We start from the raw sequence: 23,034 nt of genomic DNA on the forward strand, positions 1-23,034 counted from the left end.
CGGATGCGACACGAAAATTACAACGATGGCGTGTTGCCAATGGAGGCAATCGCCGCGCTGATGAAATCAGGCGGGCTGAAAGGCGCCGACGCGACCCGCCTACAGCCGGCGAGCCTCGACTTGACGCTCGGCGCGCGGGCGTGGCGCGTGCGCGCATCGTTTTTGCCGTCGCGCTTGCGGACGGTAGCCGCCCGCCTCGATGACGGGCTCGCCATGCAGCAAATGGACCTGGGCGCCGGCGCCGTTTTTGAACGCGGCTGCGTCTACCTCGTCGAGCTGAATGAGCGTCTTGCGTTACCCGAACATGTGAAAGGCGCCGCCAACCCGAAAAGCTCAACTGGCCGTATCGATGTTTTTGTGCGGCTGGTGACAGACTATGGCGCGGCGTTCGATGAAATTCCGGCCGGTTATGACGGGCCGCTTTACGCAGAGATCAGTCCACGGACGTTTTCCATTCTCGCGCGGCGCGGCTCAAGCCTCAACCAGTTGCGATTGAAAGCGGGCTCATGCCGATTGGATGACGAAGCGCTCGAGGCGTTGCATGCGTCGGCGCCGCTGGTCGATGGTCCCGCAAATATTTCCGGCGGGCTCGGACTTTCCGTTTCACTGGCCGGTGATGACGGCATGATCGGCTGGCGCGCGCGCCGTCATTCGGCGTTGATCGATGTCGATAAAGTCGGCGCCCTTGACCCGAATGAATATTTCGAACCGATTGCGCCGCCGAAAACCGGCTTTATCATTCTTGATCCGGATGAGTTTTATATCCTCGCGTCAAAAGAAGCGTTGGCCGTGCCGCCGGATTACGCTGCCGAGATGACGCCGATCAGTCCCGGGCTGGGCGAATTTCGCGTGCATTACGCTGGATTCTTCGATCCCGGCTTCGGCTGGTCGGAACAGGGCGTCAACGGATCGCGCGGGGTATTGGAGGTGCGCAGCCACGATGCGCCGTTTGTCCTCGAAGACGGTCAGCTTGTGGCCCGGCTCGTCTATGAGAAAATGGCGGCGCGCCCGGCAAGGCTTTACGGGGGCGATCTTAAATCGAATTACCAGGGCCAGGGCCTCAAGCTCTCGAAGCATTTTCGGTAAATTTATGCTTTGTAAGAGCTTGTTACCGCCTATTGCGGATGTAGATCAGCGTGTTTTTCCAAACAATTAAACAACAGCGTATTTAGAAGTATAAAAGCTTCACCCATCTCAGCCAGAGTCTGACCGTCTGTCGTGAACGCTTCTTGCCTAGCAAGTGCTAAATACAAGGGCGTCAAGTCGAATTCAAAATTTCCCAGACAGTCTATCTCCCGAGCCAGTTGAGTGTCTCGGCCATACAAATTCCAATGTATGTGTAAGAATTTCGATAAATCTAGAATCCTGTCGTCGAATTCATAAGTAAAGTCACGATGCCGATAAGCGTCATCAGCTGAAGCAACGTAACCATAGTCCGCTAGCAAAAATTTCAAATATTCATCCGGCAACATCTTTCTCAATTCAGATACTGCGGCGTTAAAATCTTCTGGCACATAGTGACCTGAGGGTGTTTGAAGAATCTGAAGCTTCAAGTCTGAAAATTTTTGATCGCCCGGTTCTGCTATATCAGATGTATATGGAATAATGGCGGTAGTCTTTTCACCCTCCAAAATATTAACTCGATTGTGCGGCAAAGTTATTTCTACACGAGAGTTGGTTAGGGCTGGAGCTGGTTGTGTTTGAACTGTAGAACAGCCTGCCGCCAACAAGATGCCTACGGTGCAAATGGCTATTCTCAATCTATAAAACATACCTCACCCCGTATTATAGCACCAAATTCAAAGACATAATCTAACACAATTATAGGCAGCTTTCGTACGCAGTTTCGTCAAAAGCCTGCGATTTGAGCTGCACGCCTAAGGCGAAAGCGGCTTTCGATTTTACATCCTATGTGATGAAAATCGGCCGGAATCCCGCTTTTGGTGGACGGTTATCCCCCGGTTTCGCAGCGGCCTTATGATGCGCGCATGGAAATATATCTTGCCATAACCGCCATGTTGGCGCCGTCGAAAACGCGCAAGGCGTTTGCAGGCGAACCGGAAATGACAATGCCGGCGCAACGGCGCGGCGCTTTGCCGAAAAGGTGTACAAATTTTTTGGCGGTGTTTTGTACAACAATCGGCTGCAGTCCTTGCGTCAGGCCAAAACGACAAGCGGGGACGGGCGCGCGCCAAACAAAATTTGCGCAAGAAAATCCGGCTCGGGAACGCCCGGCGCGTGAAAACAGAACAGCACAAAGAAAAAGGGCGCCGCTTAAGCGACGCCCTTTCTTCCCGCTTTCGCGGAAAATCCGGAGCACACCCCAATCCAGTGAGAATTTGAATGCGTTCCAGTGCAACCGTTTGATGAACCCGTTACCGTATCCACCATCAATCGCTAGACCTTTTGGGCGCGCTACTCGGGTCGTGGCTGCCGGCATTTGCGTTTCGCCATGTCCGCAACGTCGCGTCCTTCAGATCCGCGTCATCTTTTTAAGACTTGCGCCTTACGTCGATGCCGCGCGCCAATTTGCAGCTGGCCCGCTGCTTACGGCGATACCGGTTCCTCGCTTGCGCACCGCCTTTCGGCTTTGCGTGCGAGGTCGGGCCGCTCAGGCCCGTCCATCACGCAGGAAACTCACCTTTGTTCCCTTTTGCCTTCATGCTTCTGAGCGTTGCATTCGGCCAGCGTCTGTTCCCGTTCTTCCCGTCCAACCTGCCGCTAGGCAAACACGACAAATTGTCAATAGGGATGCGGTACTTAGTCAGGATACCAACTTTCTGATCGTCGTCGAATCATTCTTTTCCCCATTCTTTCAGGAAAATTTATGGGGAAAAGCGGCGCAAAGAATTTCAATAGCTTGTCAGGTTTTCCTGAAAACAACAGAGAAGTTGTTGGCGGGCATTTCCACAGTGTGTTCAAGCATCAGCGCGTTTTTCTGCGCCAGCGGAACAATTTCCTGCTCAAGATCGCGCACGCCCCAGCGCGGGTCACGGCTTTTCAGGCTAGCATCAAACGCCTCATTTGAGGGCGCTGTATGAATACCTCTTCGAGAGAAAGGACCGTAGAGAAAAAGCTTGCCGCCGGCGCGCAACAGCCTTCCGGCGCCAGTGAAAAGGCCTTGCGCCGCTTCGAACGGCGCAATGTGGATCATGTTGATCGAGACAAGTCCGTCAAAGGGCGCTTCTTTTTCAACACCCCATTCGCCCGTTGTAACGTCGATAGCGTGCGGCTTCGCAAGGTTGGCGAGGCAGGTTTCAGCGATCCAGGCGGCGATGGAGGCCCGCGATGCCGCGTCCGGATCGCCTGTAAGCCAGCGCACATTAGGAAGCGCGGCGGCGAGATGAACGCCGTGTTCGCCGGTGCCGCCGCCGATTTCGAGTATTTTACCCGCGTCCGGCATGAATTTGAGAAAAACATCGCGGATCGGGTCGCGATTGCGCGCAACGGACGGCGAAAACTGGCGTTGCCCCGCATTAGCGCGATCCTCAAGCGCGATTTTTTTGGGTTTGTCACTCATACCGACGGCTTACCCCGAACAACTGGCGCCGCCAAGAACGCAAAACTGCGCGCAGAACGGGTGGTTGAGTTTTACAGGACGCACCGCCTCTTTCAGGCTCGCGCCCATTTCAAACTGTTCGTCATAAGGCAAGAGCGTGCAGGACAGCACCTTCGGCCCCGCCGCGCCTTTGCGTTTTACCAGCATGCGCGAGGTTGCGCACATGATATCGGCGGGGTTCTTGTTGAGGATGCTCCAGCACGCGGTGGTGATTTCCGGCACGTCGCGCGCTTCATCCATTTCGGGGAAAATAACAAGCGATGCAGGGTCGTTCGCATCAAAAGGAATGCTGCGTTCGGCAAACAGGTTACAGAAGCCATCGCGCAAAGCCTGTTCGCTTTCACCGGAAAGGCTGCGCCCGGCGATGCTTACTCGAAAGCCGTTTTGAATGAGCCATGCAAGACCTTCGATCCCGGCGTCGAATGCGCCCGCGCCGCGTTCTTCGTCGTGGCCGTCGCGGGTGTAGTGGTCAATGGAAACGCGTAATATCAATTTGGAAGGATAAAGTTCTTTGAGCCGCAGCAATTCAGACTGCACGCGCGGGCGCATCATCGGGCGCATGGCGTTGGTCAGAACAAGAACCTCGAAACCATTCGCCAAGGCGGCCTCGATCATCGCCGCAGCGTCAGGGTTCATGAAAGGCTCGCCGCCGGTGAAGCCGATTTCCGAGGCGCCCATGGTCTTTGCCTCGTTCAGAAACGGCGCCAGTTCTTCAGCAGTCAAATAAGCCAGCCGATCATTTGTAGGAGAAGATTCGATGTAACAATGAACGCATTCGACATTGCACAGCGTGCCCGTATTCACCCAGAGCGTTTCAAGTTGCGTTATGGGAACAGACGCGCGGTCAGCGCCATCTGCGGTCTTGTCAGGATGGTTGAATTTACCGCCGGCAAAAACCGGCGATGTCAGGTCATGCGCCATAAATGATGCGTCCCGTCATGCGCGCCGACCATGCGCTAAAAAGCCCGCCGGCGGCAACCGGCAGGCTTTTCAAGTTCGCTCAAATCGGCGTTAAAAACGCGTGCGTCAGTCGCTTTCGATCGGGTCAAGAGGCGCGCCATAGATCGCGTCATCCTCATAGACTGGCTCTTCGGGCAGCGGTTCGCCCGTTACGGGATCGGTTTTCGCCGGGCGCAACGGCGCCATCATCGCCGGCTGGTCGCGATGGGCGAGCGCCCAGACGGCGTTCTGCAGAACCGCCGACTGCGGACGGGAAACTTTTTCGCGGTAGATAATATCCGCCGGGGTTACATTGGCCTGGTAATAGCCTTCGTTCCACGATCCGCGAGATTTCAGGATCGCGCCTTCAAGGCTGACGCCGCCGTAAAGACCGCGCGAGCGTGAGAACGCCAGAACGTCAACCGTCTGCGCTTTCGCGCCGGCGCCAATGGGACCAGCGGCGAGCGACAGGTCGGCGCCGAGCTTCACCGTGGTTGAGAGCAGATGCTCCATGCCGCGCTGGGTCATGACAAGAAGAATGGTTTCAGAGCCCTCAAACCCGGCCTGGAACCCGATGGACAGCGATCCGACCGTGAAAAATGTCGGCTCCGACCAGCTGCCGTCGTCATTGCGGGCGACCATCACCGCGTTGCCGCCTGACGCGCCAATGATAAAGCCGCCACGAAGCGATTTCGGGATGATGACCATTGCTTTTGCATTGTCAGCCGCATCCCATAGCGGCTCATAGGCGCTGTCATTGGCGAAATAGCTCACCGTGTCAGCGGCGTCGATAATCAGTTCCTCGGCCTTCTCCTGCTTCGACTTCGCAGCGGCGGGGCCAAGCGCCATGGTGAATGCCGCAAAAGCAGCGCCGATAATGCCAATAAGCCGTGTCATTTCCGGCCTCCTTTCAAAATTCGCGTCGGCGCGCATGTCCGCGCCGTTTCGCGCCATAAATAAGTCTGTTCGGGCGGGCCAAAAGATGGCGCCCGCGCCTTTTCCACATGAATTCTTGGAGAGATTTGCCATCACAGTCGAGACCCTTTCGGCCCCGAACCGGCTAAAATCAGGCGGCTTGACGAAATCCTGCGCCGGCGCGACATCTTTTGCACATTGATCGGCGCCGTACAGAACCGACCGATCTGTGATCCGCGGGTGTAGCTCAATGGCAGAGCAGGAGCTTCCCAAGCTTAAGACGAGGGTTCGATTCCCTTCACCCGCTCCAGCCCTTCGTATGCTGCTAGAGCAGTTCGATTTGTGAAAAGCGTTTTATGTTTTTGAATCGTCAGGGAGTTGGGCGAAGAAAATTTCCTGTATTCAGAATCAATTCTGAATACAGGTAGCGGCAAGGCTGCAAATTGAAAATTGACAAACTTATTTTGAATGGCGAAATTTTTTTCGCCCGCAGCGGCGATGGAATTATTACTCCGCTTACCGACAATATAAATAAAATCTTCAAAGATAACGGCGCAAGCTTCCCGATAACAGGGAGGCGCGAATGATCAGCCTTATACCAAAGAAAGTTTTAGTCTTGCGTGATTTTCGGATTAGGCAGAATTTTTTTGGAAACCGTACCGGGACGGCGGCAACTGAATTTGCAATTGTAGCGCCCGTATTCCTGTTGATGATTCTTGGAATGCTTGGCTTTGGAATCTATCTTGGGGCTTCTCACAGCGTGCAACAGCTCGCATCCGATGTTGCCCGGGCGACAATTCCTGGCGTGACGGAGAAAGAGCGGCAGGAGATCGCGGCAAACTTTATCAATCTGAATATTGATAGCTACGCGTTTTTGAAAGCCGACAATATGAAAGTCGATGTCAAAGATAGCGAAACTGTCTCGGACTTGTTCGTTGTAGAAATTCAATATGACGCAAGCCACTTGCCTATATGGGGCCTAGCCGATTTCGCGCCGATGCCCAGCAAGACAATAACGGCTTCCTCAGCGATTAAAACAGGGGGGTATGGGCAATGATCCGGCGTTCTTTGTTTAAAGAAATTAGCCGCGACCGCTCTGGTTCGATCGCAATGATGTTCGCCATATTTCTGCCAGTGGCGGTGCTATGCCTCGGCATAGCTATTGATCTGATGATGCTTTTTACGGAAAAGCGAAAAGCGCAGGGTGTTGCTGATATTGCGGCGATCATTGCTGCTCAGGCGTCGTCAGATCCTGAACAAGCGGCGCGCGAGATTCTTTCGATTAACGGTTACGACGTTATCAGCTCAGTTGAAATGGGGCGTTTGGAGGAAGAAGAACGCAAAAAGGCTGTTGAGACAAAAACCGAATATGAAGTTATTCCCGGGCGATATGTACCCAACCCCGACCAGCACTATAGGCAGCGGTTTGTCGCCGGTCAGACCCCATATAATGCAGCGAAAGTGAACGTCAAAAAAAAGGGCGAGCTTTATTTTGTCGACCACTTGTTCGACACGCCGACTGTTGCCGTAAGCGCAACCGCCAGCTGGCGCGCTCTTGCCGCGTTTTCCGTTGGATCGAGGTTGGCAAGTGTTGATGACGGATTACTCAACGAACTGTTGGGAGCGCTTCTTGGGACCGAAGTCTCATTGTCAGTCCTCGATTACGACGGGCTGATGGGCGCTGATATCGAGGTGTTCGGCTTCTTGAATGCGCTGGCCTCAGAGATGAGTATCGAAGCGGGACAGTATGACGATGTTCTAAAAAGCGATCCTACCTTACCTGACGTTTTGGCGGCGATGATGCAGGCGAGTGGCGAGGGGCCAGCGGCGGATGCGTTAGCAACGCTTCGTGGTTCAGTTGGCGGTCAAACTCGCAACATCGATCTTGCCAAAGTTATCAACTTGGGGCCTGCGGGTATTGTTGCGCTTGGCGAGCCTGCCGGGGCAGGGTTCCCTGCATATGTGAGTGCGTTTGATCTGATATTCGCTAACGCGGTGGTGGCAGAAGGAAAACGTCTTTTACATCTTGACCTTGCAGCGACCGTCCCTGGACTGGCGTCACTAAAAGCAGTGATCGCTATTGGCGAGCCAATGCAATCGTCTCCCTGGTTTTCTATTGGACAGGGCGGCCAGACCGTATCGAACGTGCAGGCGCGTATTTATCTCGAAGCTTCGGTTGGCGGCGAAGGTTTGCTTTCCGGCGCGGAAATTCGTTTGCCGGTATATATTGAAGCTGCACGCGCCACTGGTGAGTTGCTTGGCGTTGAATGTCCAGGCGGACGCATGGAAAACATAGTTGTCCGATTGGGCGCCTCGACGTCAGTAGCCGATGCTTGGATAGGTGATGTCGATATCTCGCTGAATTCCTTGGGTGACGATGTCGAGGAGGCTCGTCTCATTACGGCCCCAGCTCTTTCGGCATGGGGAAAGGCCCATGCGGGAACGGCTTCCTCCTTTGTCCAACCCCTCGGTTTCACTTGGGACGATATTGCCTACGGTACCGTCAAAACAACAGCGACAGAAGATATCGCTCGCGTGTTGGTTGAGAATTTGATCAATGATCTGGATTTGGATGTCAGTACATTGGGCATTACCCTGATCTCCACATCATCCTTATCAAAGAGTGCGGTGGCTGACGCCTTAGGCGCCCTAAGCGTGCCGGTCAGTGATGTGATCGACCAACTATTGGAAGCGCTGGGCATAAGCGTCGGGGAAGGAGTTTATCGCGTGAATGGGGCCAAGTGTGATCATGCTGTTCTTGTTCAGTAAATACATTTCGCGATGCGGAAAAAGTAATATTCGGCAAATATTTCTCAGTAGAGGTGAGGATTTTGTTCTTTATTTTTTTAAAGGCGCTTTGTATTCTGATCATGCGTGATTCTTTGACGATCGCGAAAATGCGGCTTACTCCCCATGCAGAATGTCTGGGACTGTACGTCAAGTCTCGGAGAATAAAAGCGCCAATAGTATTGAGTTTAGCAGGCCTGTTATGTTGAGCCTGCTGGAAGAAAGGCTGCGCTTAGAGTTCAGGCGCTTTTAGAGGGGATTTCTATGCCTGACGTTGAAAATGGAACAAGTTCGGGAATTAAATCGGTAAGCAACGCGTTCACCATTCTTGAGGTTGTGGCCGCAAATTTCGGTCCGATTTCCCTAAAAGAAATAAGCGCCAGAGCGGGAGTTTCTCCAAGCAAGGCGCATCGATATTTGCAGAGCCTATGTGCTTGTGGCCTGTTAAGTCAGGCGCACAAATCCGGCCATTATGATTTAGGCGTCATGGCGATGCGTATGGGGCTTGCTGCTATTAATCGCGTTGATGTGGTTAGTCGTGCTGGCGACGATCTGCGTTTGCTTGCCGATGAATTGCAGGCGGATTGCTACATAACTGTTTGGAGCGATTTAGGGCCGACAATTGTCCGCTTCGAACGTTGTAAAAGTCCAACAGCCTCGATGATTGGTCCAGGCGTTTCATTGCCTGTATTTACGTCTGCTGCGGGGCAGGTTTTCCTGGCGTTTGGGGGGGCGGATTTTGTTGAGAACCTGCTAAGCGGGAGTACGGATATTGGCGCCCCTCCAGGCGGGCCGGAAGAATTGCGCCGTTTGCGAGATAACCTCGACACTGTAAGGCGCAAAGGTTTCGCACACTCAGAAGGTTTGCTCATGCCTGGCCGATATGCGGTGGGCGCGCCCATTATATCAATCGATGATAATGTCATTGCCGCCGTGGTGGCGCTTTCAAAAGACCCGTCAATTATCAACGCGAGTAGCCTTGGAGTTAGTAAAGTGATGGAGTTCTGCAGGAAGTATTCGGTTCCCAAAAGGGGATACGCGGAAGAAACTTTGGTGGAACAAAAAATCGCCGTTTAAAATGCTCAAAAAACATCTTTAAGCGCTCGAATTTTTGCGAAAGATTCCACTGCTCCAGCGTTGTTCATATTGATTGCGTTTTGTAGTTGCTCGTTCCCGGCACGTAGAAACGGGTTTGTCTCAAGCTCAAGAGATAGCACCGTTGGCACCGTGGGCTTATTCGCGAGGCGCATTTTATCGATCTCATTCGCTCTTTCTTTTAAATTCTTGTTTTCAGGGTCTATGGAGAGGGCAAACTTCGCATTTGCCTGCGTGTACTCGTGTGCGCAATAAAGCTTCGTTTCTGGCGGCAACGCGATAATTTTCTGCAATGAGTTCCACATCTGCGCGGGCGTGCCCTCGCACAGCCTGCCGCATCCCAGGGCGAAAACCGTATCGCCCACAAAAGCTGCGCCATCATCGGCAAAGTGATAGATGATGTGACCGAGCGTATGTCCTGGCGTGTCAAACACTTTAGCCTCGGATCTGCCCAGATTCACGATGTCATCATCGCCTACTTCACAATCAATGCTTGGAATTTTATCGGCTTCGGCGCGCGGGCCTATAATCTCACAACCCCACTTTTTCTTGAGCGCTATGTTTCCACCGGCGTGGTCGGGATGCCAGTGTGTATTGAGAATATGCGTGAGTCGCCAGCCGGCGTTGTCGAGTTGCCGGTTTATTTCGGCGGCGTCCGGCGTGTCGATTGAGGCTGTCAGACCGGAGCTTCGATCGCGAATGAGAAAACCATAGTTATCCTTCAGGCAGGGAAACTGTCTTATTTCAATCGCCATTGGTGCGCCTTTTCAAAAGTCTCGGATACAAGCATAACAAGAACGCGCATTAGCGTAAAATGCTCAGCCGGGAACGCTTCATAGTATGCGAACTGATATCCTCGACTTTCATGAATTTTATCGATCGCAGATTGGCGTTATTGCGCGGGAATCAATTTCCGCTCAACTGGCGGAGCTATGGGGCGATGGGGCGGGATTGGCGATTGTCGGCTTCGGGCATGCTGACCCTTATCTTGAGATGTTTTCCGCGGCGACACGTTGCCTCTCTTTTGCGCCGGGCGCGCAGGGCGTCATCCAGTGGCCTAATCGTCATGCGAATGCTGCATGCCTTGTCGGCGAAAAAAACTGGCCGCTGCCGGATGCAAGTATTGATAGGCTGCTTATCGTGCATGGCCTTGAAGAAGCGCCAACGCCGCATCGTTTACTGCGTGAGGCTTGGCGCGTACTGAAAGATGACGGCCGTATGATTATTGTCGCCTCGCACCGGCGGGGATTGTGGTCGGTTATCGACACGACGCCATTCGCGGCAGGGCGTCCCTATTTCAAACGAAGGCTTGAGCGGCTGCTTCAGGACTCGATGTTCCGCCCCCGGTTTTGGGATACGGCGCTATTTTTCCCGCCGCTTGGTTCTGGCATGCTGCTAAAAGCGGCTCGCACTTGGGAACGCGCCGGCGCGCGTCTGTGGCCCGGGCTTGGCGGCGTTTTGATGCTTGAGGCGGAAAAAGACATGCTCGCCCCTGTTGGCCTTGCGCGTGCTGCTGGCGCGCGCACGATGCGCCCCGCACTGGCGGCGCCTCGCCCGGCGCGCCGGAGCAGTGTTTGATTAAGCCAACTATTTGTGTGGTTGCGCTGCGGTTTCACGCCTTTATACCGCTGCGGTAATGAAACGAAGGATTTTTCGATCATGCCGCTCCCGAACCCGCGCCCTGGGATAATGAAAATCAAACCCTACGTTACTGTTGCCGCACCTGCGGCGACGCCCGAGGGCATGCCTGTGTTCAAAATGGCGTCAAACGAATCCGCTCTTGGTATGAGCGACAAGGCTAGGGTCGCACATGATGAAGCTGCGGCGTCTTTGAATATTTATCCTGATGGCTGCGCGGCGGCGCTTCGTGACAAGATCGGTGCAGTTCACAACCTCAATCCGTCGGGCATCGTTTGCGGCGCGGGGTCGGACGAGCTTCTGCAATTGCTGACCAAAGCTTATGCGGGTGAAGGCGACAACATCGTTCAGTCTGATTACGGATTTCTAGTCTACATGATTGCGGCCATGTCCTGCGGCGCTGCGGCACGCTTCGCGCCTGAAAAGAACCTTACGACAGATGTGGATGCGCTCCTCGGGCTTGTCGATGAACGAACGCGGATTGTTTTTCTTGCGAACCCCAACAATCCAACAGGAACATATTTACCAGAAACCGAATTGCGCAGACTTCGCGAAGAGCTACGCGAAGATGTTCTCCTGGTGATTGACGCCGCATACGCTGAGTACATGGAAGAGCCTGACTACGCAGCGGGCGAAAAACTTGTCGAAGAATTCGAAAACGTCGTGATGACGCGCACATTTTCAAAAATTTATGGCCTTGCGGCTTTGAGACTCGGCTGGGCTTATTGCCCGCCTGCGGTTGCTGACGTGCTCAACCGTATTCGCGGACCCTTCAACGTCACCGGTCCGGCGCAGGCGGCGGGAATTGCGGCGCTCGATGATCAGGCGTTCATTGAGCGCAATCGCGCGCATAACAGCGCAGAACGCGATTATCTGCAGCAGCAATTTGGAGGCATGGGGCTCGAATACGTTCCCAGCTTTGGCAATTTCATTCTGGTCAAGTTTCCTGCCGAAGCCGGCCGCAATGCGGAGGGGATACGTCAATATCTTCAGGATAACGGCGTTATCGTACGCGACATGAAACCTTATCGGCTCGATGAATATCTGCGCGTGACTATCGGAACGCGTGAAGCCAACCGGAAGCTAGTTGATCTCCTAACAGAAAAGTTTTCCCGTGACTGAGCCTGTAAAATTTAAATGCGTTGCCATCATAGGAGTTGGGCTGATTGGCTCCTCGCTTGCATGTGCAATGCGCAAGCGCGGATTAACAGATCAGATTATCGGTGTTGATTGCGATGAAGGCGTGCTGGCGCGTGCAAAAAAAATCGGCGTGATCGATGATGGTGAAACATCGCTTGAGAAAGGCGTCAGCGGGGCGGACCTGATTGTGTTGTCTACGCCCGTTGGCGTGATGAGCGACGTTTGCAAAGCGCTGTCGGCTGCAGCCGATGACGGCGCGCTCATCATCGACGTGGGATCGGTGAAAGGCTCGGTGGCGAAGGCGGCGGCGGCGCTGCCGGAGCGATTGCATTTTGTCCCTTGCCATCCGGTTGCCGGTACGGAGCAATCGGGTCCCGAAGCAGGCTTTGCGTCCCTGTTCGAAGACCGCTGGTGTATTTTGACGCCGCTCGTGCGCGATGATGAGCCTTACAAAGCCGCCGTCAAAAGAGCCGAAGGCTTATGGGCGGGCGTTGGCGCACAGGTTGAGGTGATGGACGCCGCCCATCACGATTTGGCGCTCGCCGTCACTAGCCACTTGCCACACCTGATTGCTTTCACGCTGGTCGGCGCCGCGGACGATGTTGAAAGCGTTGCTCATGGCGAGGTGATCAAATACTCCGCCGGTGGTTTTCGCGACTTTACGCGCATCGCCGCGTCCGATCCGATCATGTGGCGGGACGTGTTCCTCGCCAACAAAGATGCTGTGCTGGAGGTGTTGGGGCGGTTTTCTGAAGAACTTGCCGTTATGCAACGGGCGATCCGCTGGAGCGACGGCAAGGCGCTCGAAGACGCGTTCGCCCGCGGGCGAAGCTTACGCCGCGCGATTGTCGATGCGGGTCAGGAAATGGACGCGCCGAATTTTGGACGGGACAAGAAGGAGCGCTAAGCCTCTTCCTCATCCAGCGTTACTTCGTAGCCCCACAGGGTTTCGATATGCGTCATGACCGCGTCTTTGGTCTTGTCGCTCAATAAGCGGCCATTGTGGATCGTGTGGCGCAGTTTGAGTTCGCGGTCGCCTTCGAGGTCAGCGCCGACGACCTGAATGTTCGGTTCATGCATGCCGAGATCGTACATGGCGGCGAGTTGCGCCTTCACGCGCCGGAAGCCACGGTCATCATGGATGGCGGAGATTTCAACATGATTTTCTGCAGCGTCGTCCGATAGCGCGAACAAGCGGAAATCGCGCATCACCTTGGGCGACAGGTACTGCAGGATGAAGCTTTCGTCGCGGTAGTTCGCCCAGGCGTCTTTTAATATCTCACGCCAGTCGCCGGAGCCCGCAATATCAGGAAAAAACTCGTGATCTTCCGGCACCGGATCTTCGCAGATGCGCTTGATGTCCTCCATCATCGCGAAACCGAGCGCGTAAGGGTTGATGCCTGAATAGCGCGGATCGTCGAATTCCGGCTGGAACACGACCGATGAATGCGAGTGCAGAAACTCCATAATCGCGCCTTCAGTGATCTGTCCGCGATTGTAAAGTTCGTTCATGATGTAGTGATGGACGAAGGTGGCGCAGCCTTCGTTCATCACCTTTGTCTGCTTTTGCGGATAGAAATACTGCGCGATATTGCGGACGATGCGCACCAGCTCCCGCTGCCATGGCCTTAACACAGGCGAGGCTTTCTCAAGAAAATAGAGAATGTTTTCTTCCGGCAGTTTGATATTGCGGACTTCCGCCTGGCGTTCTTCCTTTTCGTCGTCGGGCTCGTCCGTATTGGGTAGCGTGCGCCAGATGTCATTGAAGTTGACTTCCTCATGACGGATGCGCGCGGCGATCTTCGCAAGCCGGTCTTCTTCGGAAAGGCGCGGTGGGCGGTTGTAGCGGAAGACGCCCTGATCCATTAGCGCGTGCGACGCGTCGAGCACGGCTTCGACTTCTTCAAACCCGTATTCGTCCTCGCATTTGGCGATGAACTTCTTCGAAAAGTCGAGATAGGGCAGGATCGCCTCGGCGTCCGTCCACTGGCGGAACAAATAATTGTTCTTGAAAAAGTGGTTATGCCCGAACGAAGCGTGCGCCATCACCAGCGCCTGCATGGTCATAGTGTTTTCTTCCATCAGATAGGCGATGCACGGGTCGGAGTTGATGACGATCTCATACGCAAGGCCGGAATAACCCTTCTGATACATCATCTGGTCGCGGGCGAAATGCTTGCCGAACGACCAGTGCTTGTACATCAGCGGCATGCCGTGGCTGGAATAGGCGTCGAGCATCTGTTCCGAAGAAATGATTTCGATCTGGTTCGGATAGACGTTGAGCCCGAGATCATTCAGCCCGATGTCCTCAATCGCGTCATAGGCGCGCTTCAAGGTATCGAAGTCCCAGTCGGCTTCGGAGTAGAGGAGGGGAAGTTGTTCGGCCACTAATGTCATGCCCAACGTACCCCTATTGTTTCACCGGCCTTTTTCCACCTGATTGCGATTGGCATCAGCACAAGTAAGGGAACGATTATTGGTGTTAGGATTACCCACACATTCGGATCTAGAACAGCTTCCATTGCACCTACAGGCTCTTGTGGTTCAGTTATGTCCACATCCTTGAAACCCGCCCAGTAGACTACCCACGAAAAAGTACCAAGGGATAAGCCTCCAATCATAACAACTAGAAACGCGAGCGTGCCTGCAAGAGAAGCAAACCATTTTTGTTTTATTCGTTTCGCTATTTGATATGTAGGCAGAAAAACCATCGCCGCCCATAAGATTGTCAGCAGAGCTGCTGCTGCAGAAGGAAGGACGAAGTCGGCGATAGTTGGATTGCTCACGCCGCCTCCTTCGCGTTCTTTGAGAACAACTCGCGGAAGACAGGGAAGATATCCTGTGGCCTAGCGATGCGTGTTTGCGCGAAGTTCGGCCAGGCCGGGGCGAAGGTGCGATAGGCGCGCCAGAGTTCCGCGCCAGAGTCAGCGTCGGAGAACACCTCCAGCTCGCGCTCATCGAGAATTTCAATGTATGCGTAATACTGTGAAATCGGCATCACCGCTTCATTCAGCATTTCAACGCAGCGTTTGGCGTCGCCGGATTGCGTGAAGCCGTCAGAAGCCTGCGCCACATAGATGTTCCATTCATGGGCTGGAAAGCGTTCTTTTTGCACTTCGAGCATTTTCTCAAGCGCGGTCGATACCACCGTGCCGCCGGACTGGCGCGAATAGAAAAAGGTTTCCTCGTCCACTTCCTCGGCATGGTGCGTATGGCGGATGAAAACCACTTCCACGCGTTCGTAACGGCGCTTCAGGAATAGATAGAGCAGCATGTAAAACCGTTTGGCGAGATCCTTCTCGCGCTCGCCCATGGAGCCCGAGACGTCCATCAGGCAGAACATGACGGCCGCAGTGGTTTCCACCGGCGTCGGCTCATAGGCGTTGAAGCGCAAATCGAGCGGGTCGATGAACGGCGTAAAGCGGCGGCGCTTTTCCATCGTTTCGAGCTTTTCGATGATCGCTTTTTTCTCTGCGACCTCTTCTTCACTTGGCTGCGAGTTGCGTTCGAGTTCGAAAAGCCGCTCTTTCAGTTCATTCATTTCGCGCGTTGACGGTCGCTTCAGGGCGAGCCGTCGGCCATGGGCGTTGCGCATGGTGCGGATCAAATTCATGTTTGTGGGCGAGCCGGCAACAGTGATCCCTGCGCGCTTGTAGGCGTAGGCCTTGATCTCTTTCAGTGACCGCTTGACGAGGTTCGGCAGTTCAAGATCTTCAAAGAAGATGTCGAGGAATTCATCCTGCGTCAGGGTGAACTGGAACGAATCCTCGCCATCGCCGGAATCGCTTGCTTCCTTGCCCTTGCCGCGACCGGCGCTTTTCGGCGGCTTTTTGATCTTATCGCCTGTCGTGAATTCCTTGTTGCCGGGGTGGACAATCTCGCGCTCGCCCTTTTCGCGGTCATGAACGAAGCGTGGCTCGGCTGTCGATTTCGACGGTATCGAGATTTTCTCGCCCTTGTCGAGTTCCTTCACCGACCGGTCGCGCAGGGATTTGTTCACCGCTTCCTTGATCTGCGCGCGGGCGCGTTTCAGGAAGCGCTGACGGTTTCCGAGAGACTTGCCCTTGGGGTTCTTGCGCCGGTCAATAAAGTGGAATGAGTTCATATTAATCATCATCCCATTCATCTTTGAACTCGTTCTCGACCGACTGATCCATCTTGCGTGAAATCAGCCTAGAGAATGCAAACATTGAGGTAAGCGCAACAAGAGCTACCCAGAACTGCTGTGTTACGAGCGTTCCGATAAAGCCTGTGACCAATATGGCGATCTCAACGAGCGTATAGAGTTGAGCGCGGTCCAGCCTGGATAGTAACTCGCGCGATTCACTCATCTACCCAGCCTTATTCACGCGCATGTACCATTCGACCAGACGTCGGACCTGACGCGGCGTGTAGCCCCGCTCGGTCATGCGGGCGACGAAATTATCGTGCTTGGCTTCGGTCTCTGAATCTTTCTTTGAGTCGAAAGAAATGACCGGGAGCAAGTCCTCGACCTGAGAGAACATGCGCTTTTCAATGACGTTGCGCAGTTTCTCGTAGGACGTCCATTTTGGGTTCTGGCCTTCGTTCGCCGCGCGGGCGCGTAGCGCGAATTTAACAACCTCGTTACGAAAGTCCTTGGGGTTCGCAATGCCTGCGGGCTTTTCGATCTTCGACAGCTCCTGATCGAGCGTCGAACGGTCGAGAAGCTGGCCCGTATCCGGGTCCTTGAAGTCCTGATCCTCGATCCATGCATCGGCATAGGCGATGTAACGGTCGAACAGGTTCTGGCCGTATTCCGCATAGCTTTCGAGGTAAGCTTTCTGGATCTCCTTGCCGATGAACTCCGCATAACGGCTCGACAACTCCGACTTGATAAAGTCGAGATACTGTTTCTCGGTTTCATCCGGATATTGTTCCCGGCGGATCGCCTGTTCCAGCACATACATCATGTGAACCGGATCGGCGGCGACTTCGTCGGTGTCGAAGTTGAAGGTTTCCGACAGAACCTTGTAGGCAAAGCGAGTAGAGATACCGTCCATACCCTCGTCAATGCCGGCAGCGTCTTTATATTCTTGCAGCGTCTTTGCTTTCGGGTCGGTGTCTTTCAGCTTTTCGCCGTCATAAACGCGCAGCTTAGAATAGAGGTTCGAGTTCTCGTGCTCGCGCAGGCGCGTCAACACCGAAAAACGGGCGAGCAGGTCGAGCGTTTCCGGCGCACAATTGGCGTTAGCCAATTCCGAATGAGCCAGCAGCTTGTCATAGATTTTCTGTTCTTCCGTGACGCGCAGGCAGTACGGCACTTTAATCACATTGATACGATCGAGGAACGCTTCGTTATTTTTGTTATTACGGAACTGCTGCCATTCGCTCTCATTCGAGTGGGCGAGAATTACGCCCTGGAACGGCACGGGTCCAAGCGCCTCGGTGCCCACATAGTTGCCTTCTTGGGTTGCGGTCAGCAATGGATGCAGAACCTTGATCGGCGCCTTGAACATCTCAACGAATTCCAGAAGACCCTGGTTCGAACGGCAAAGCCCGCCAGAATAGGAATAGGCGTCAGTATCATCCTGGCTGAAGTGCTCAAGTTTTCGAATGTCGACTTTGCCGACCAGCGCCGAGATATCCTGGTTGTTTTCATCGCCCGGTTCTGTCTTGGAAACCGCGATCTGGCGCAGTTTTGATGGGTAGAGGCGAACGACTTCGAATTTTGAGATATCGCCGCCGAATTCATCAAGGCGTTTCACCGCCCATGGACTCATCAGGCCATCAAGGCGGCGTTTTTCGATGCCGTACTTATCCTGAAGCAGGCTTTTCAGTTCTTCAGACTGGAAGAGGCCGAGCGGGCTTTCGAAAACGGGGGAAATTTCGTTACCGGCCTTCAAGACGTAGATGGGGTGCGTTTCCATCAGGTCTTTAAGGCGTTCGGCGAGCGAGGATTTGCCGCCGCCTACCGGGCCGAGCAGGTAAATGATCTGGCGTTTTTCTTCGAGGCCCTGTGCAGCGTGGCGGAAGAAGGAAACGATCCGCTCGATCGTGTCTTCCATGCCGTAAAAGCCTTCGAACGCGGCGTAATGACGAATCGTCCGGTTGAAAAAGATGCGCGCAAGCCGCGGATCCTTTGAGGTGTCGATCAGTTTCGGCTCGCCAATCGACTTGACCATGCGCTCCGCCGGCGACGCATAAAGCATAGCGTCGTCGCGCGCCGCGAGTAGGTAATCCCGTAGGCTCATGGCCTCCTGTTTGACTTTCGTATAGTTCTCCGAAAATACGTCGAAGACGTCGAGACTTTCATCGGTCATGGTCGCACGCTCACTTTTACCTGCCTTTAAGGGCTTCCCCGCTGATTAAGAACTAAAAAAGCGCCAGCGGTTTCCGCCAAGCGCCCCAAGGTTTTCTTTCGATTCTTCACCGCGCTTTACAGCAGCCGCAGTAAACTCTTTTTCTACCGAAGACGCATAAAGGCTTACTGAGCTGATATGGAACTTGGAAAAAGCAGCGCAAGGCGTTCGCGCCTTTGCCTTGTTCGCTTCTTCGTGAATTAAGCTCGACATAATCTCTATCTGTCCGCGTTAAAGCCTCGTGGCGTTACTCCGATGCGCTTCGTTCCGGCCAATACCCAACCCCTTTTGCGCGTTAAAAACGCGCAAAATAAGGTTAACCAGAAGGCCCCTAACATTTCGTTTCGTGTTGTGGTTTTACGAATGGATAATATAACATTTTTTACGCCGCAATGCGATATTAAAATTGATCCGAACCCGGCCCAATTTTCGCCGCAATGTTTGCACGTCAAAAGTGGTTAGCCACATTAATTGGAATGATCTGCCAATAAGGCGCGCTTCGGACCCGTATATTCAGGCCGGCGTTGGCGCATTCACGCAGCGATAGAAGATTTTGTTTACTTCTTAGCAATCGGCATTGCTGAGCGCTAAACCTATCACGCAAAAATATTTACGCCGTTGGTGATTAGTTTTTTCTGCTCCAAGGCGATTCTAAGATCGACAGGCAAAAAATTTCGAATCATTCTCGCGCCAACGCATCATCAATTAGCGCAGCGGCTGCCGCCGCGCCGTATATTTTGACGAACGGGCCCATGCGGGGGCCCTGTTCCTGACCGAATACAACCTCGTAAAGCCCTTTGAACCAGTCGCGTATATTCTCGAACTCTTGCGCCTTGCCAGCGTCGAAAACGGCTGTCTGGTAGTCGTCTTCGCTGCCGCCATCGCCGATCTTCTTGAGGCTCGTCGAGAGCGTTCCTAGCGCCGCCCGCTCTTTGTCGCTGGGCGCGCGGTATTTCTTATTCGGCTTGATGAACGCCTCAAAAAAACGCCCGGCGAATTTGATGAGCTCCGCCGTCTCGGCGAACTCAGCTTCCGAGGCCTTGGGGCGGTATTTCCGGATAAACCCGCGCAAGACTTCCTCGTCCGCCCCGCCTGTCGCGTTTACGAGGTTCAACAGCATAGCGAAGTTGACAGGTGGCATGACAGCAGGCGGCTTGCCCTCATGGATATGCCAGACAGGGTTGTCGAGTGCTTTGGCGCCTTCCTGGCCTTCATACTTTTCCAGATGCGACCAGTATTCGTCAGCGACTTTTGGAATCACATCGAAATAAAGCTTCTTCGCGGCCTTGGGGTTCTGGAACATGTAAAGTGCAAGGCTTTGCGGCGAAGCGTAAGTAAGCCACTCCTCAATTGCGATACCATTGCCCTTGGTTTTTGAAATTTTCTTGCCTTCTTCATCGAGGAAGAGCTGATAGTTGAAGCCGGCGGGCGGCTCAGCCCCTAGCGCCTTGACGATGCGGTTCGAAAGCCGGACCGATTCCGTCAGGTCCTCGCCGGACATTTCATAATCGACGCCAAGGGCGAACCAGCGCCCGGCCCAATCTGCCTTCCATTGCAGCTTCGTTGCGCCGCCGCCGACAAAAGTACGAACTTTCTCGCCATTCTCGTCTTCGAAAACGACTTCTCCCTTGTCCGCATCGATTTCCAGCATTGGCACATAGAGTACGCGGCCAGTGGACGGCGAGACAGGCAGGATCGGCGAATAACTTGCACGGCGTTCTTCACCAAGCGTCGGTAAAATGATGTCCATCACCGCATCGTAGCGCTCGAGAACACGAATCAGCGTGTCGTCGAACTTGCCGGACCGATAGCAGTCTGTGGACGAAACGAATTCGTAGTCGAAACCAAACTCATCGAGAAACGATCGCAGTTTGGCGTTATTATGGTGCGCAAAGCTTTCATGGCTGCCCCATGGGTCGGGCACGTCCGTCAGGGGCTTCTGCAGATATTCAGAAAGTTTTTCACCATTCGGAACATGCGGCGGAACCTTACGCATGCCGTCCATGTCATCTGAAAAGGCGATGAGGCGCGTTTCGCGCCCCGTCAGCACTTCAAACGCCCGGCGCACCATGGTCGTGCGGGCGACCTCGCCGAAGGTGCCGATATGCGGCGGGCCGGAGGGGCCGTAACCGGTCTCGAACACCACCGGACCGTCTTTTTTCACACGCTCCAGCCGTTTGATCAGCGCCTTGGCTTCCTGAAACGGCCAGGTTTTAGCGGCGGCGGCGTCATCGGCAGTGAAATTTTTGATTTGCAAGGCAGTCATGTGAATTTCCGGACTTGTGAGCCGCGGAGGTTTAACGCCCGCCGCCATAACGTCAATGATAATAGCATTATGGGCAAGGTTGCTGTTTGCGTCGCCCGCCGCTAGCTTCCGCGCGAACATACGAAGAGGAGCGTAATTATGGGCGCCGAAGGTGTCGTTTCACTCACGCCGCAAGAGGCGGTGATTTACCTGATGGTGTTGGCGTCAGCTTCGGACGGCTCCATCAACGACGCTGAGCTTCGCACAATCGGCAGAGTGGTGCGGTCTTTTCCGCTCTTTTCAGACGAAGACGAGCAAGGCCTCGTGAAAGTAGCTGAAAGTTGCGGCGCTTTGATGTCGTCCGATGGCGGTCTGCATAAAGTATTAGAGGCAGCAGCACAGGCGCTCCCGTCGTTCCTATGCGAGACCGCTTATGCCGCTGTGATCGATGTCGTTACGGCGGATGAGAATCTGGATGCGACGGAAATTCGCGTTCTGGAGCTCATCCGTGATGTTTTGAAAATCGAAGACGATGGCGCCCAGGCGATTGAGCATGCTGCGCGTGCGCGTCACATGACGGTGAATGGCACGGCTTAGTCAACGCCGCGCATGGACTTGCATCAGCGGGATCATCCCATAAATAATTTGCCCTACTAGCCCGACGGCGCCTGAAGCTGTCGTCATTTCTCGCAATTGTTCTGGTGGCGTGCGATCAAACCCGTATCGGGCAAGCATGAGTTCGGCAGTCATCAGCAGAGCGAACGCGAGTAGACCCATGAAAAACCGTGCGGAGATGCTTTTAGGGACATGAAATGCATCAATGATGCGGCCGCAAATGAACCAGCTTACAGCGAGAATGACCGGGAGTTCGATCAGGACCGAGGCAAGCTTGCCTAAGAGAGGCTCAAGCGCGAAAACGCGAACTGCACCAAGTATAAAGCCTACGGCGAAAACCGTAGCGAAATAAGCAAGGCCTGCCTTGAAAGCGCTCATCTTAACATCGCCCAGCATACGCTGGAGACAATCAGCGCAACAATGATGTTCAGCATAACGCCCTCGCGCGCCATCTGGGCGATTGAAACCCGGCCGGTACCGTAAACAATGGCGTTCGGCGCTGTTGCTACCGGCAGCATGAATGCGCAAGAGCAGGAGATCACCGCTGGAATCATCAGGAGTTCCGGTTTGACGCCAGTTCCGGCTGCGACTGCCGCTAGCAACGGCATCAGCAAGTTGGCGGTCGCCGTATTCGACGTCATTTCGGTCAGGAACGTGACAGACAGGCACAGGCCCAGCATCATTAGGAATACAGGCATCTTCGTGAAGCCGGAAAGCTGATCGCCAATCAGAACATCAAGTCCGCTAGCCCGGAACCCGCTGGCGATACAGATGCCGCCGGCGAAGAGAAGCAACATGCCCCAGGGAATGTCACCGGCGGATTTCCAGTCGAGTAGGGCGCCTCCCTTTCCGTCAGGGACAAGAAACATCAAGATGACGGCGAATACAGCGACCGTTGAATCCCCTGCGCCGTCCATTCCTAGCGTGCCCGACCAGCCGCCGAAAGGTTCGGCGCGAGTGATCCACAAGATGATGGCGATGGCGAAAACCATCATGGTGCGGACTTCATCCTTACGCCATGGGCCGGGATCGCGCAGTTCCGGCGTTTTCACGCCGCCGAGCGAGCGCGTCAGCCACAACGCCATCACTGGTATGCCAATGGCGACTATGGGAACGCCTATCGACATCCAGCGCGCGAATGAAACTTCTTCACCTGTGGCTTGTAGGAAATTGTCCGCAAAGATGAGATTAGGGGGCGTGCCGATTAGCGTTGCCGTTCCGCCAAATGAAGCAGCGTAAGCAATACCCAGCAAAAGCGGGGGGCCTAGCTTCGGATTGTCCGACCGCGCCAGAATCGCCAGCGCCATGGTAGCGAGCATTAATGTCGTCGCGGTATTGGAAATCCACATGGATAAAACAGCGGCAGCAAGCATAAAGCCGATGACCAATCTCCGCCCTGATGTTCCGACGAGATTGATCATGTAAAGTGCTAACCGTTCATGAGCGCCTGATTTTTCAAGTGCTTTTGAAAGCATGAATGACGCCATAAGCAGGATAATGACGTAGCTTCCAAGAGCTGCCGCTGCTTGGCGCTGGTCTAGAACGCCGGCCAGCGGAAATAGTGCAAAAGGGACGAGAGAGGTTGCTGGAATTGGCAACGCTTCCGAGACCCACCAGAAGGCCGTCAGCGCGGTGATGGCGATGGTGGCGACAATTTGTTCGGGCAGCCCGCCATATTGCGCAGCCGCGCCTGCAGCGGCAGCGAAAGCCAAGCCCATCAGAATTCTTATCGGTTTCATAGGCTCTTATTAGTCTCTGTTTGAGGGGGGCTGTCCAGCTTG

The 23,034-nt window shown here is 54.3% G+C and carries 22 protein-coding genes and 1 tRNA gene; 9 read left to right on the top strand and 14 right to left on the bottom strand.

What is annotated here, in order from left to right; translation table 11 throughout:
- Window positions 1-3 precede the first annotated feature (3 nt).
- Window positions 4-1,086, top strand: a complete 1,083-nt coding sequence (locus PUV54_RS08010) for a 2'-deoxycytidine 5'-triphosphate deaminase (protein ID WP_274495104.1) — start codon at window positions 4-6, stop codon at window positions 1,084-1,086.
- A gap of 29 nt (window positions 1,087-1,115) precedes the next feature.
- Here the strand turns inward: PUV54_RS08010 and PUV54_RS08015 are convergent, their stop codons facing one another.
- The 4 genes from PUV54_RS08015 to PUV54_RS08030 form a co-directional block, all read right to left on the bottom strand.
- A complete protein-coding gene (locus tag PUV54_RS08015) occupies window positions 1,116-1,772 on the bottom strand; it encodes a hypothetical protein (protein ID WP_274495105.1) in 657 nt (218 codons plus the stop codon).
- A 1,091-nt stretch (window positions 1,773-2,863) separates the two neighbouring features.
- On the bottom strand, window positions 2,864-3,520 hold the full coding sequence (locus PUV54_RS08020; protein ID WP_274495106.1) for a DUF938 domain-containing protein: 657 nt from the start codon (window positions 3,518-3,520) through the stop codon (window positions 2,864-2,866).
- Between the two features lie 9 nt (window positions 3,521-3,529).
- Window positions 3,530-4,480: a radical SAM protein gene (locus PUV54_RS08025; protein WP_274495107.1), complete on the bottom strand. Its 951-nt coding sequence runs from the start codon at window positions 4,478-4,480 to the stop codon at window positions 3,530-3,532.
- Between the two features lie 105 nt (window positions 4,481-4,585).
- Complete coding sequence (locus PUV54_RS08030) at window positions 4,586-5,395, bottom strand: lipid-binding SYLF domain-containing protein (protein ID WP_274495108.1); 810 nt, start codon at window positions 5,393-5,395, stop codon at window positions 4,586-4,588.
- 254 nt (window positions 5,396-5,649) lie between these two features.
- Here PUV54_RS08030 and PUV54_RS08035 point away from each other — a divergent pair.
- The 4 genes from PUV54_RS08035 to PUV54_RS08050 all read left to right on the top strand — a co-directional run bounded on the left by PUV54_RS08035 (window position 5,650) and on the right by PUV54_RS08050 (window position 9,277).
- Window positions 5,650-5,723 (top strand) — tRNA-Gly (locus tag PUV54_RS08035).
- A 273-nt stretch (window positions 5,724-5,996) separates the two neighbouring features.
- On the top strand, window positions 5,997-6,470 hold the full coding sequence (locus tag PUV54_RS08040; protein WP_274495109.1) for a TadE/TadG family type IV pilus assembly protein: 474 nt from the start codon (window positions 5,997-5,999) through the stop codon (window positions 6,468-6,470).
- Window positions 6,467-8,182, top strand: coding sequence for a TadG family pilus assembly protein (locus PUV54_RS08045; protein ID WP_274495110.1), 1,716 nt, complete (start codon window positions 6,467-6,469; stop codon window positions 8,180-8,182). Before PUV54_RS08040 ends, PUV54_RS08045 begins: the two co-directional genes overlap by 4 nt.
- Before the next feature lie 282 nt (window positions 8,183-8,464).
- On the top strand, window positions 8,465-9,277 hold the full coding sequence (locus PUV54_RS08050) for an IclR family transcriptional regulator (protein WP_274495111.1): 813 nt from the start codon (window positions 8,465-8,467) through the stop codon (window positions 9,275-9,277).
- 5 nt (window positions 9,278-9,282) lie between these two features.
- On the opposite strand, the gene gloB is transcribed toward PUV54_RS08050, so the two are convergent.
- A complete protein-coding gene (gene gloB, locus PUV54_RS08055; protein WP_274495112.1) occupies window positions 9,283-10,050 on the bottom strand; it encodes a hydroxyacylglutathione hydrolase in 768 nt (255 codons plus the stop codon).
- A gap of 85 nt (window positions 10,051-10,135) precedes the next feature.
- Between gloB and PUV54_RS08060 the strand changes: the two genes are divergently transcribed.
- The 3 genes from PUV54_RS08060 to PUV54_RS08070 all read left to right on the top strand — a co-directional run bounded on the left by PUV54_RS08060 (window position 10,136) and on the right by PUV54_RS08070 (window position 12,980).
- Complete coding sequence (locus PUV54_RS08060; RefSeq protein WP_274495113.1) at window positions 10,136-10,873, top strand: class I SAM-dependent methyltransferase; 738 nt, start codon at window positions 10,136-10,138, stop codon at window positions 10,871-10,873.
- 111 nt (window positions 10,874-10,984) lie between these two features.
- Complete coding sequence (gene hisC / locus PUV54_RS08065; RefSeq protein ID WP_274495114.1) at window positions 10,985-12,055, top strand: histidinol-phosphate transaminase; 1,071 nt, start codon at window positions 10,985-10,987, stop codon at window positions 12,053-12,055.
- On the top strand, window positions 12,048-12,980 hold the full coding sequence (locus PUV54_RS08070) for a prephenate/arogenate dehydrogenase family protein (RefSeq protein ID WP_274495116.1): 933 nt from the start codon (window positions 12,048-12,050) through the stop codon (window positions 12,978-12,980). Before hisC ends, PUV54_RS08070 begins: the two co-directional genes overlap by 8 nt.
- On the opposite strand, the gene PUV54_RS08075 is transcribed toward PUV54_RS08070, so the two are convergent.
- The 7 genes from PUV54_RS08075 to PUV54_RS08105 all read right to left on the bottom strand — a co-directional run bounded on the left by PUV54_RS08075 (window position 12,977) and on the right by PUV54_RS08105 (window position 20,659).
- Window positions 12,977-14,470 (bottom strand): SpoVR family protein, encoded by a 1,494-nt coding sequence (locus tag PUV54_RS08075; protein WP_274495117.1) that lies wholly within the window; start codon window positions 14,468-14,470, stop codon window positions 12,977-12,979. The two genes, PUV54_RS08070 and PUV54_RS08075, sit on opposite strands and share 4 nt — an antisense overlap.
- Entirely contained in the window at window positions 14,467-14,859 is a 393-nt protein-coding gene (locus PUV54_RS08080; RefSeq protein WP_274495119.1) for a hypothetical protein, read from the bottom strand. Before PUV54_RS08080 ends, PUV54_RS08075 begins: the two co-directional genes overlap by 4 nt.
- Entirely contained in the window at window positions 14,856-16,190 is a 1,335-nt protein-coding gene (locus tag PUV54_RS08085; protein ID WP_274495120.1) for a YeaH/YhbH family protein, read from the bottom strand. Before PUV54_RS08085 ends, PUV54_RS08080 begins: the two co-directional genes overlap by 4 nt.
- A complete protein-coding gene (locus tag PUV54_RS08090) occupies window positions 16,180-16,404 on the bottom strand; it encodes a hypothetical protein (protein ID WP_274495121.1) in 225 nt (74 codons plus the stop codon). Before PUV54_RS08090 ends, PUV54_RS08085 begins: the two co-directional genes overlap by 11 nt.
- A complete protein-coding gene (locus PUV54_RS08095) occupies window positions 16,405-18,354 on the bottom strand; it encodes a PrkA family serine protein kinase (RefSeq protein WP_274495122.1) in 1,950 nt (649 codons plus the stop codon).
- 45 nt (window positions 18,355-18,399) lie between these two features.
- Window positions 18,400-18,606, bottom strand: coding sequence for a hypothetical protein (locus PUV54_RS08100; protein WP_274495123.1), 207 nt, complete (start codon window positions 18,604-18,606; stop codon window positions 18,400-18,402).
- 466 nt (window positions 18,607-19,072) lie between these two features.
- On the bottom strand, window positions 19,073-20,659 hold the full coding sequence (locus PUV54_RS08105; RefSeq protein WP_274495124.1) for a lysine--tRNA ligase: 1,587 nt from the start codon (window positions 20,657-20,659) through the stop codon (window positions 19,073-19,075).
- 138 nt (window positions 20,660-20,797) lie between these two features.
- Here PUV54_RS08105 and PUV54_RS08110 point away from each other — a divergent pair, with 138 nt between their 5' ends.
- Window positions 20,798-21,235 (top strand): tellurite resistance TerB family protein, encoded by a 438-nt coding sequence (locus PUV54_RS08110; RefSeq protein ID WP_274495125.1) that lies wholly within the window; start codon window positions 20,798-20,800, stop codon window positions 21,233-21,235.
- Here the strand turns inward: PUV54_RS08110 and PUV54_RS08115 are convergent, their stop codons facing one another.
- Both PUV54_RS08115 and PUV54_RS08120 read right to left on the bottom strand, forming a co-directional pair.
- Window positions 21,236-21,631 (bottom strand): hypothetical protein, encoded by a 396-nt coding sequence (locus PUV54_RS08115; RefSeq protein ID WP_274495126.1) that lies wholly within the window; start codon window positions 21,629-21,631, stop codon window positions 21,236-21,238.
- Window positions 21,628-22,992, bottom strand: coding sequence for an SLC13 family permease (locus PUV54_RS08120; RefSeq protein WP_274495127.1), 1,365 nt, complete (start codon window positions 22,990-22,992; stop codon window positions 21,628-21,630). Before PUV54_RS08120 ends, PUV54_RS08115 begins: the two co-directional genes overlap by 4 nt.
- Window positions 22,993-23,034: the final 42 nt, after the last annotated feature.

The organism is Hyphococcus flavus (genome assembly GCF_028748065.1).
In the GTDB taxonomy this organism is placed as follows: Bacteria; Pseudomonadota; Alphaproteobacteria; order Caulobacterales; family Parvularculaceae; genus Hyphococcus; species Hyphococcus flavus.

Coding starts and splice junctions, on each gene's coding strand:
- PUV54_RS08010 (WP_274495104.1), top strand. CDS start 4: ATGCGACACGAAAATTACAACGATGGCGTGTTGCCAATGGAGGCAATC.
- PUV54_RS08015 (WP_274495105.1), bottom strand. CDS start 1,772: ATGTTTTATAGATTGAGAATAGCCATTTGCACCGTAGGCATCTTGTTG.
- PUV54_RS08020 (WP_274495106.1), bottom strand. CDS start 3,520: ATGAGTGACAAACCCAAAAAAATCGCGCTTGAGGATCGCGCTAATGCG.
- PUV54_RS08025 (WP_274495107.1), bottom strand. CDS start 4,480: ATGGCGCATGACCTGACATCGCCGGTTTTTGCCGGCGGTAAATTCAAC.
- PUV54_RS08030 (WP_274495108.1), bottom strand. CDS start 5,395: ATGACACGGCTTATTGGCATTATCGGCGCTGCTTTTGCGGCATTCACC.
- PUV54_RS08040 (WP_274495109.1), top strand. CDS start 5,997: ATGATCAGCCTTATACCAAAGAAAGTTTTAGTCTTGCGTGATTTTCGG.
- PUV54_RS08045 (WP_274495110.1), top strand. CDS start 6,467: ATGATCCGGCGTTCTTTGTTTAAAGAAATTAGCCGCGACCGCTCTGGT.
- PUV54_RS08050 (WP_274495111.1), top strand. CDS start 8,465: ATGCCTGACGTTGAAAATGGAACAAGTTCGGGAATTAAATCGGTAAGC.
- gloB (WP_274495112.1), bottom strand. CDS start 10,050: ATGGCGATTGAAATAAGACAGTTTCCCTGCCTGAAGGATAACTATGGT.
- PUV54_RS08060 (WP_274495113.1), top strand. CDS start 10,136: ATGCGAACTGATATCCTCGACTTTCATGAATTTTATCGATCGCAGATT.
- hisC (WP_274495114.1), top strand. CDS start 10,985: ATGAAAATCAAACCCTACGTTACTGTTGCCGCACCTGCGGCGACGCCC.
- PUV54_RS08075 (WP_274495117.1), bottom strand. CDS start 14,470: ATGACATTAGTGGCCGAACAACTTCCCCTCCTCTACTCCGAAGCCGAC.
- PUV54_RS08085 (WP_274495120.1), bottom strand. CDS start 16,190: ATGATGATTAATATGAACTCATTCCACTTTATTGACCGGCGCAAGAAC.
- PUV54_RS08090 (WP_274495121.1), bottom strand. CDS start 16,404: ATGAGTGAATCGCGCGAGTTACTATCCAGGCTGGACCGCGCTCAACTC.
- PUV54_RS08095 (WP_274495122.1), bottom strand. CDS start 18,354: ATGACCGATGAAAGTCTCGACGTCTTCGACGTATTTTCGGAGAACTAT.
- PUV54_RS08100 (WP_274495123.1), bottom strand. CDS start 18,606: ATGTCGAGCTTAATTCACGAAGAAGCGAACAAGGCAAAGGCGCGAACG.
- PUV54_RS08105 (WP_274495124.1), bottom strand. CDS start 20,659: ATGACTGCCTTGCAAATCAAAAATTTCACTGCCGATGACGCCGCCGCC.
- PUV54_RS08110 (WP_274495125.1), top strand. CDS start 20,798: ATGGGCGCCGAAGGTGTCGTTTCACTCACGCCGCAAGAGGCGGTGATT.
- PUV54_RS08115 (WP_274495126.1), bottom strand. CDS start 21,631: ATGAGCGCTTTCAAGGCAGGCCTTGCTTATTTCGCTACGGTTTTCGCC.
- PUV54_RS08120 (WP_274495127.1), bottom strand. CDS start 22,992: ATGAAACCGATAAGAATTCTGATGGGCTTGGCTTTCGCTGCCGCTGCA.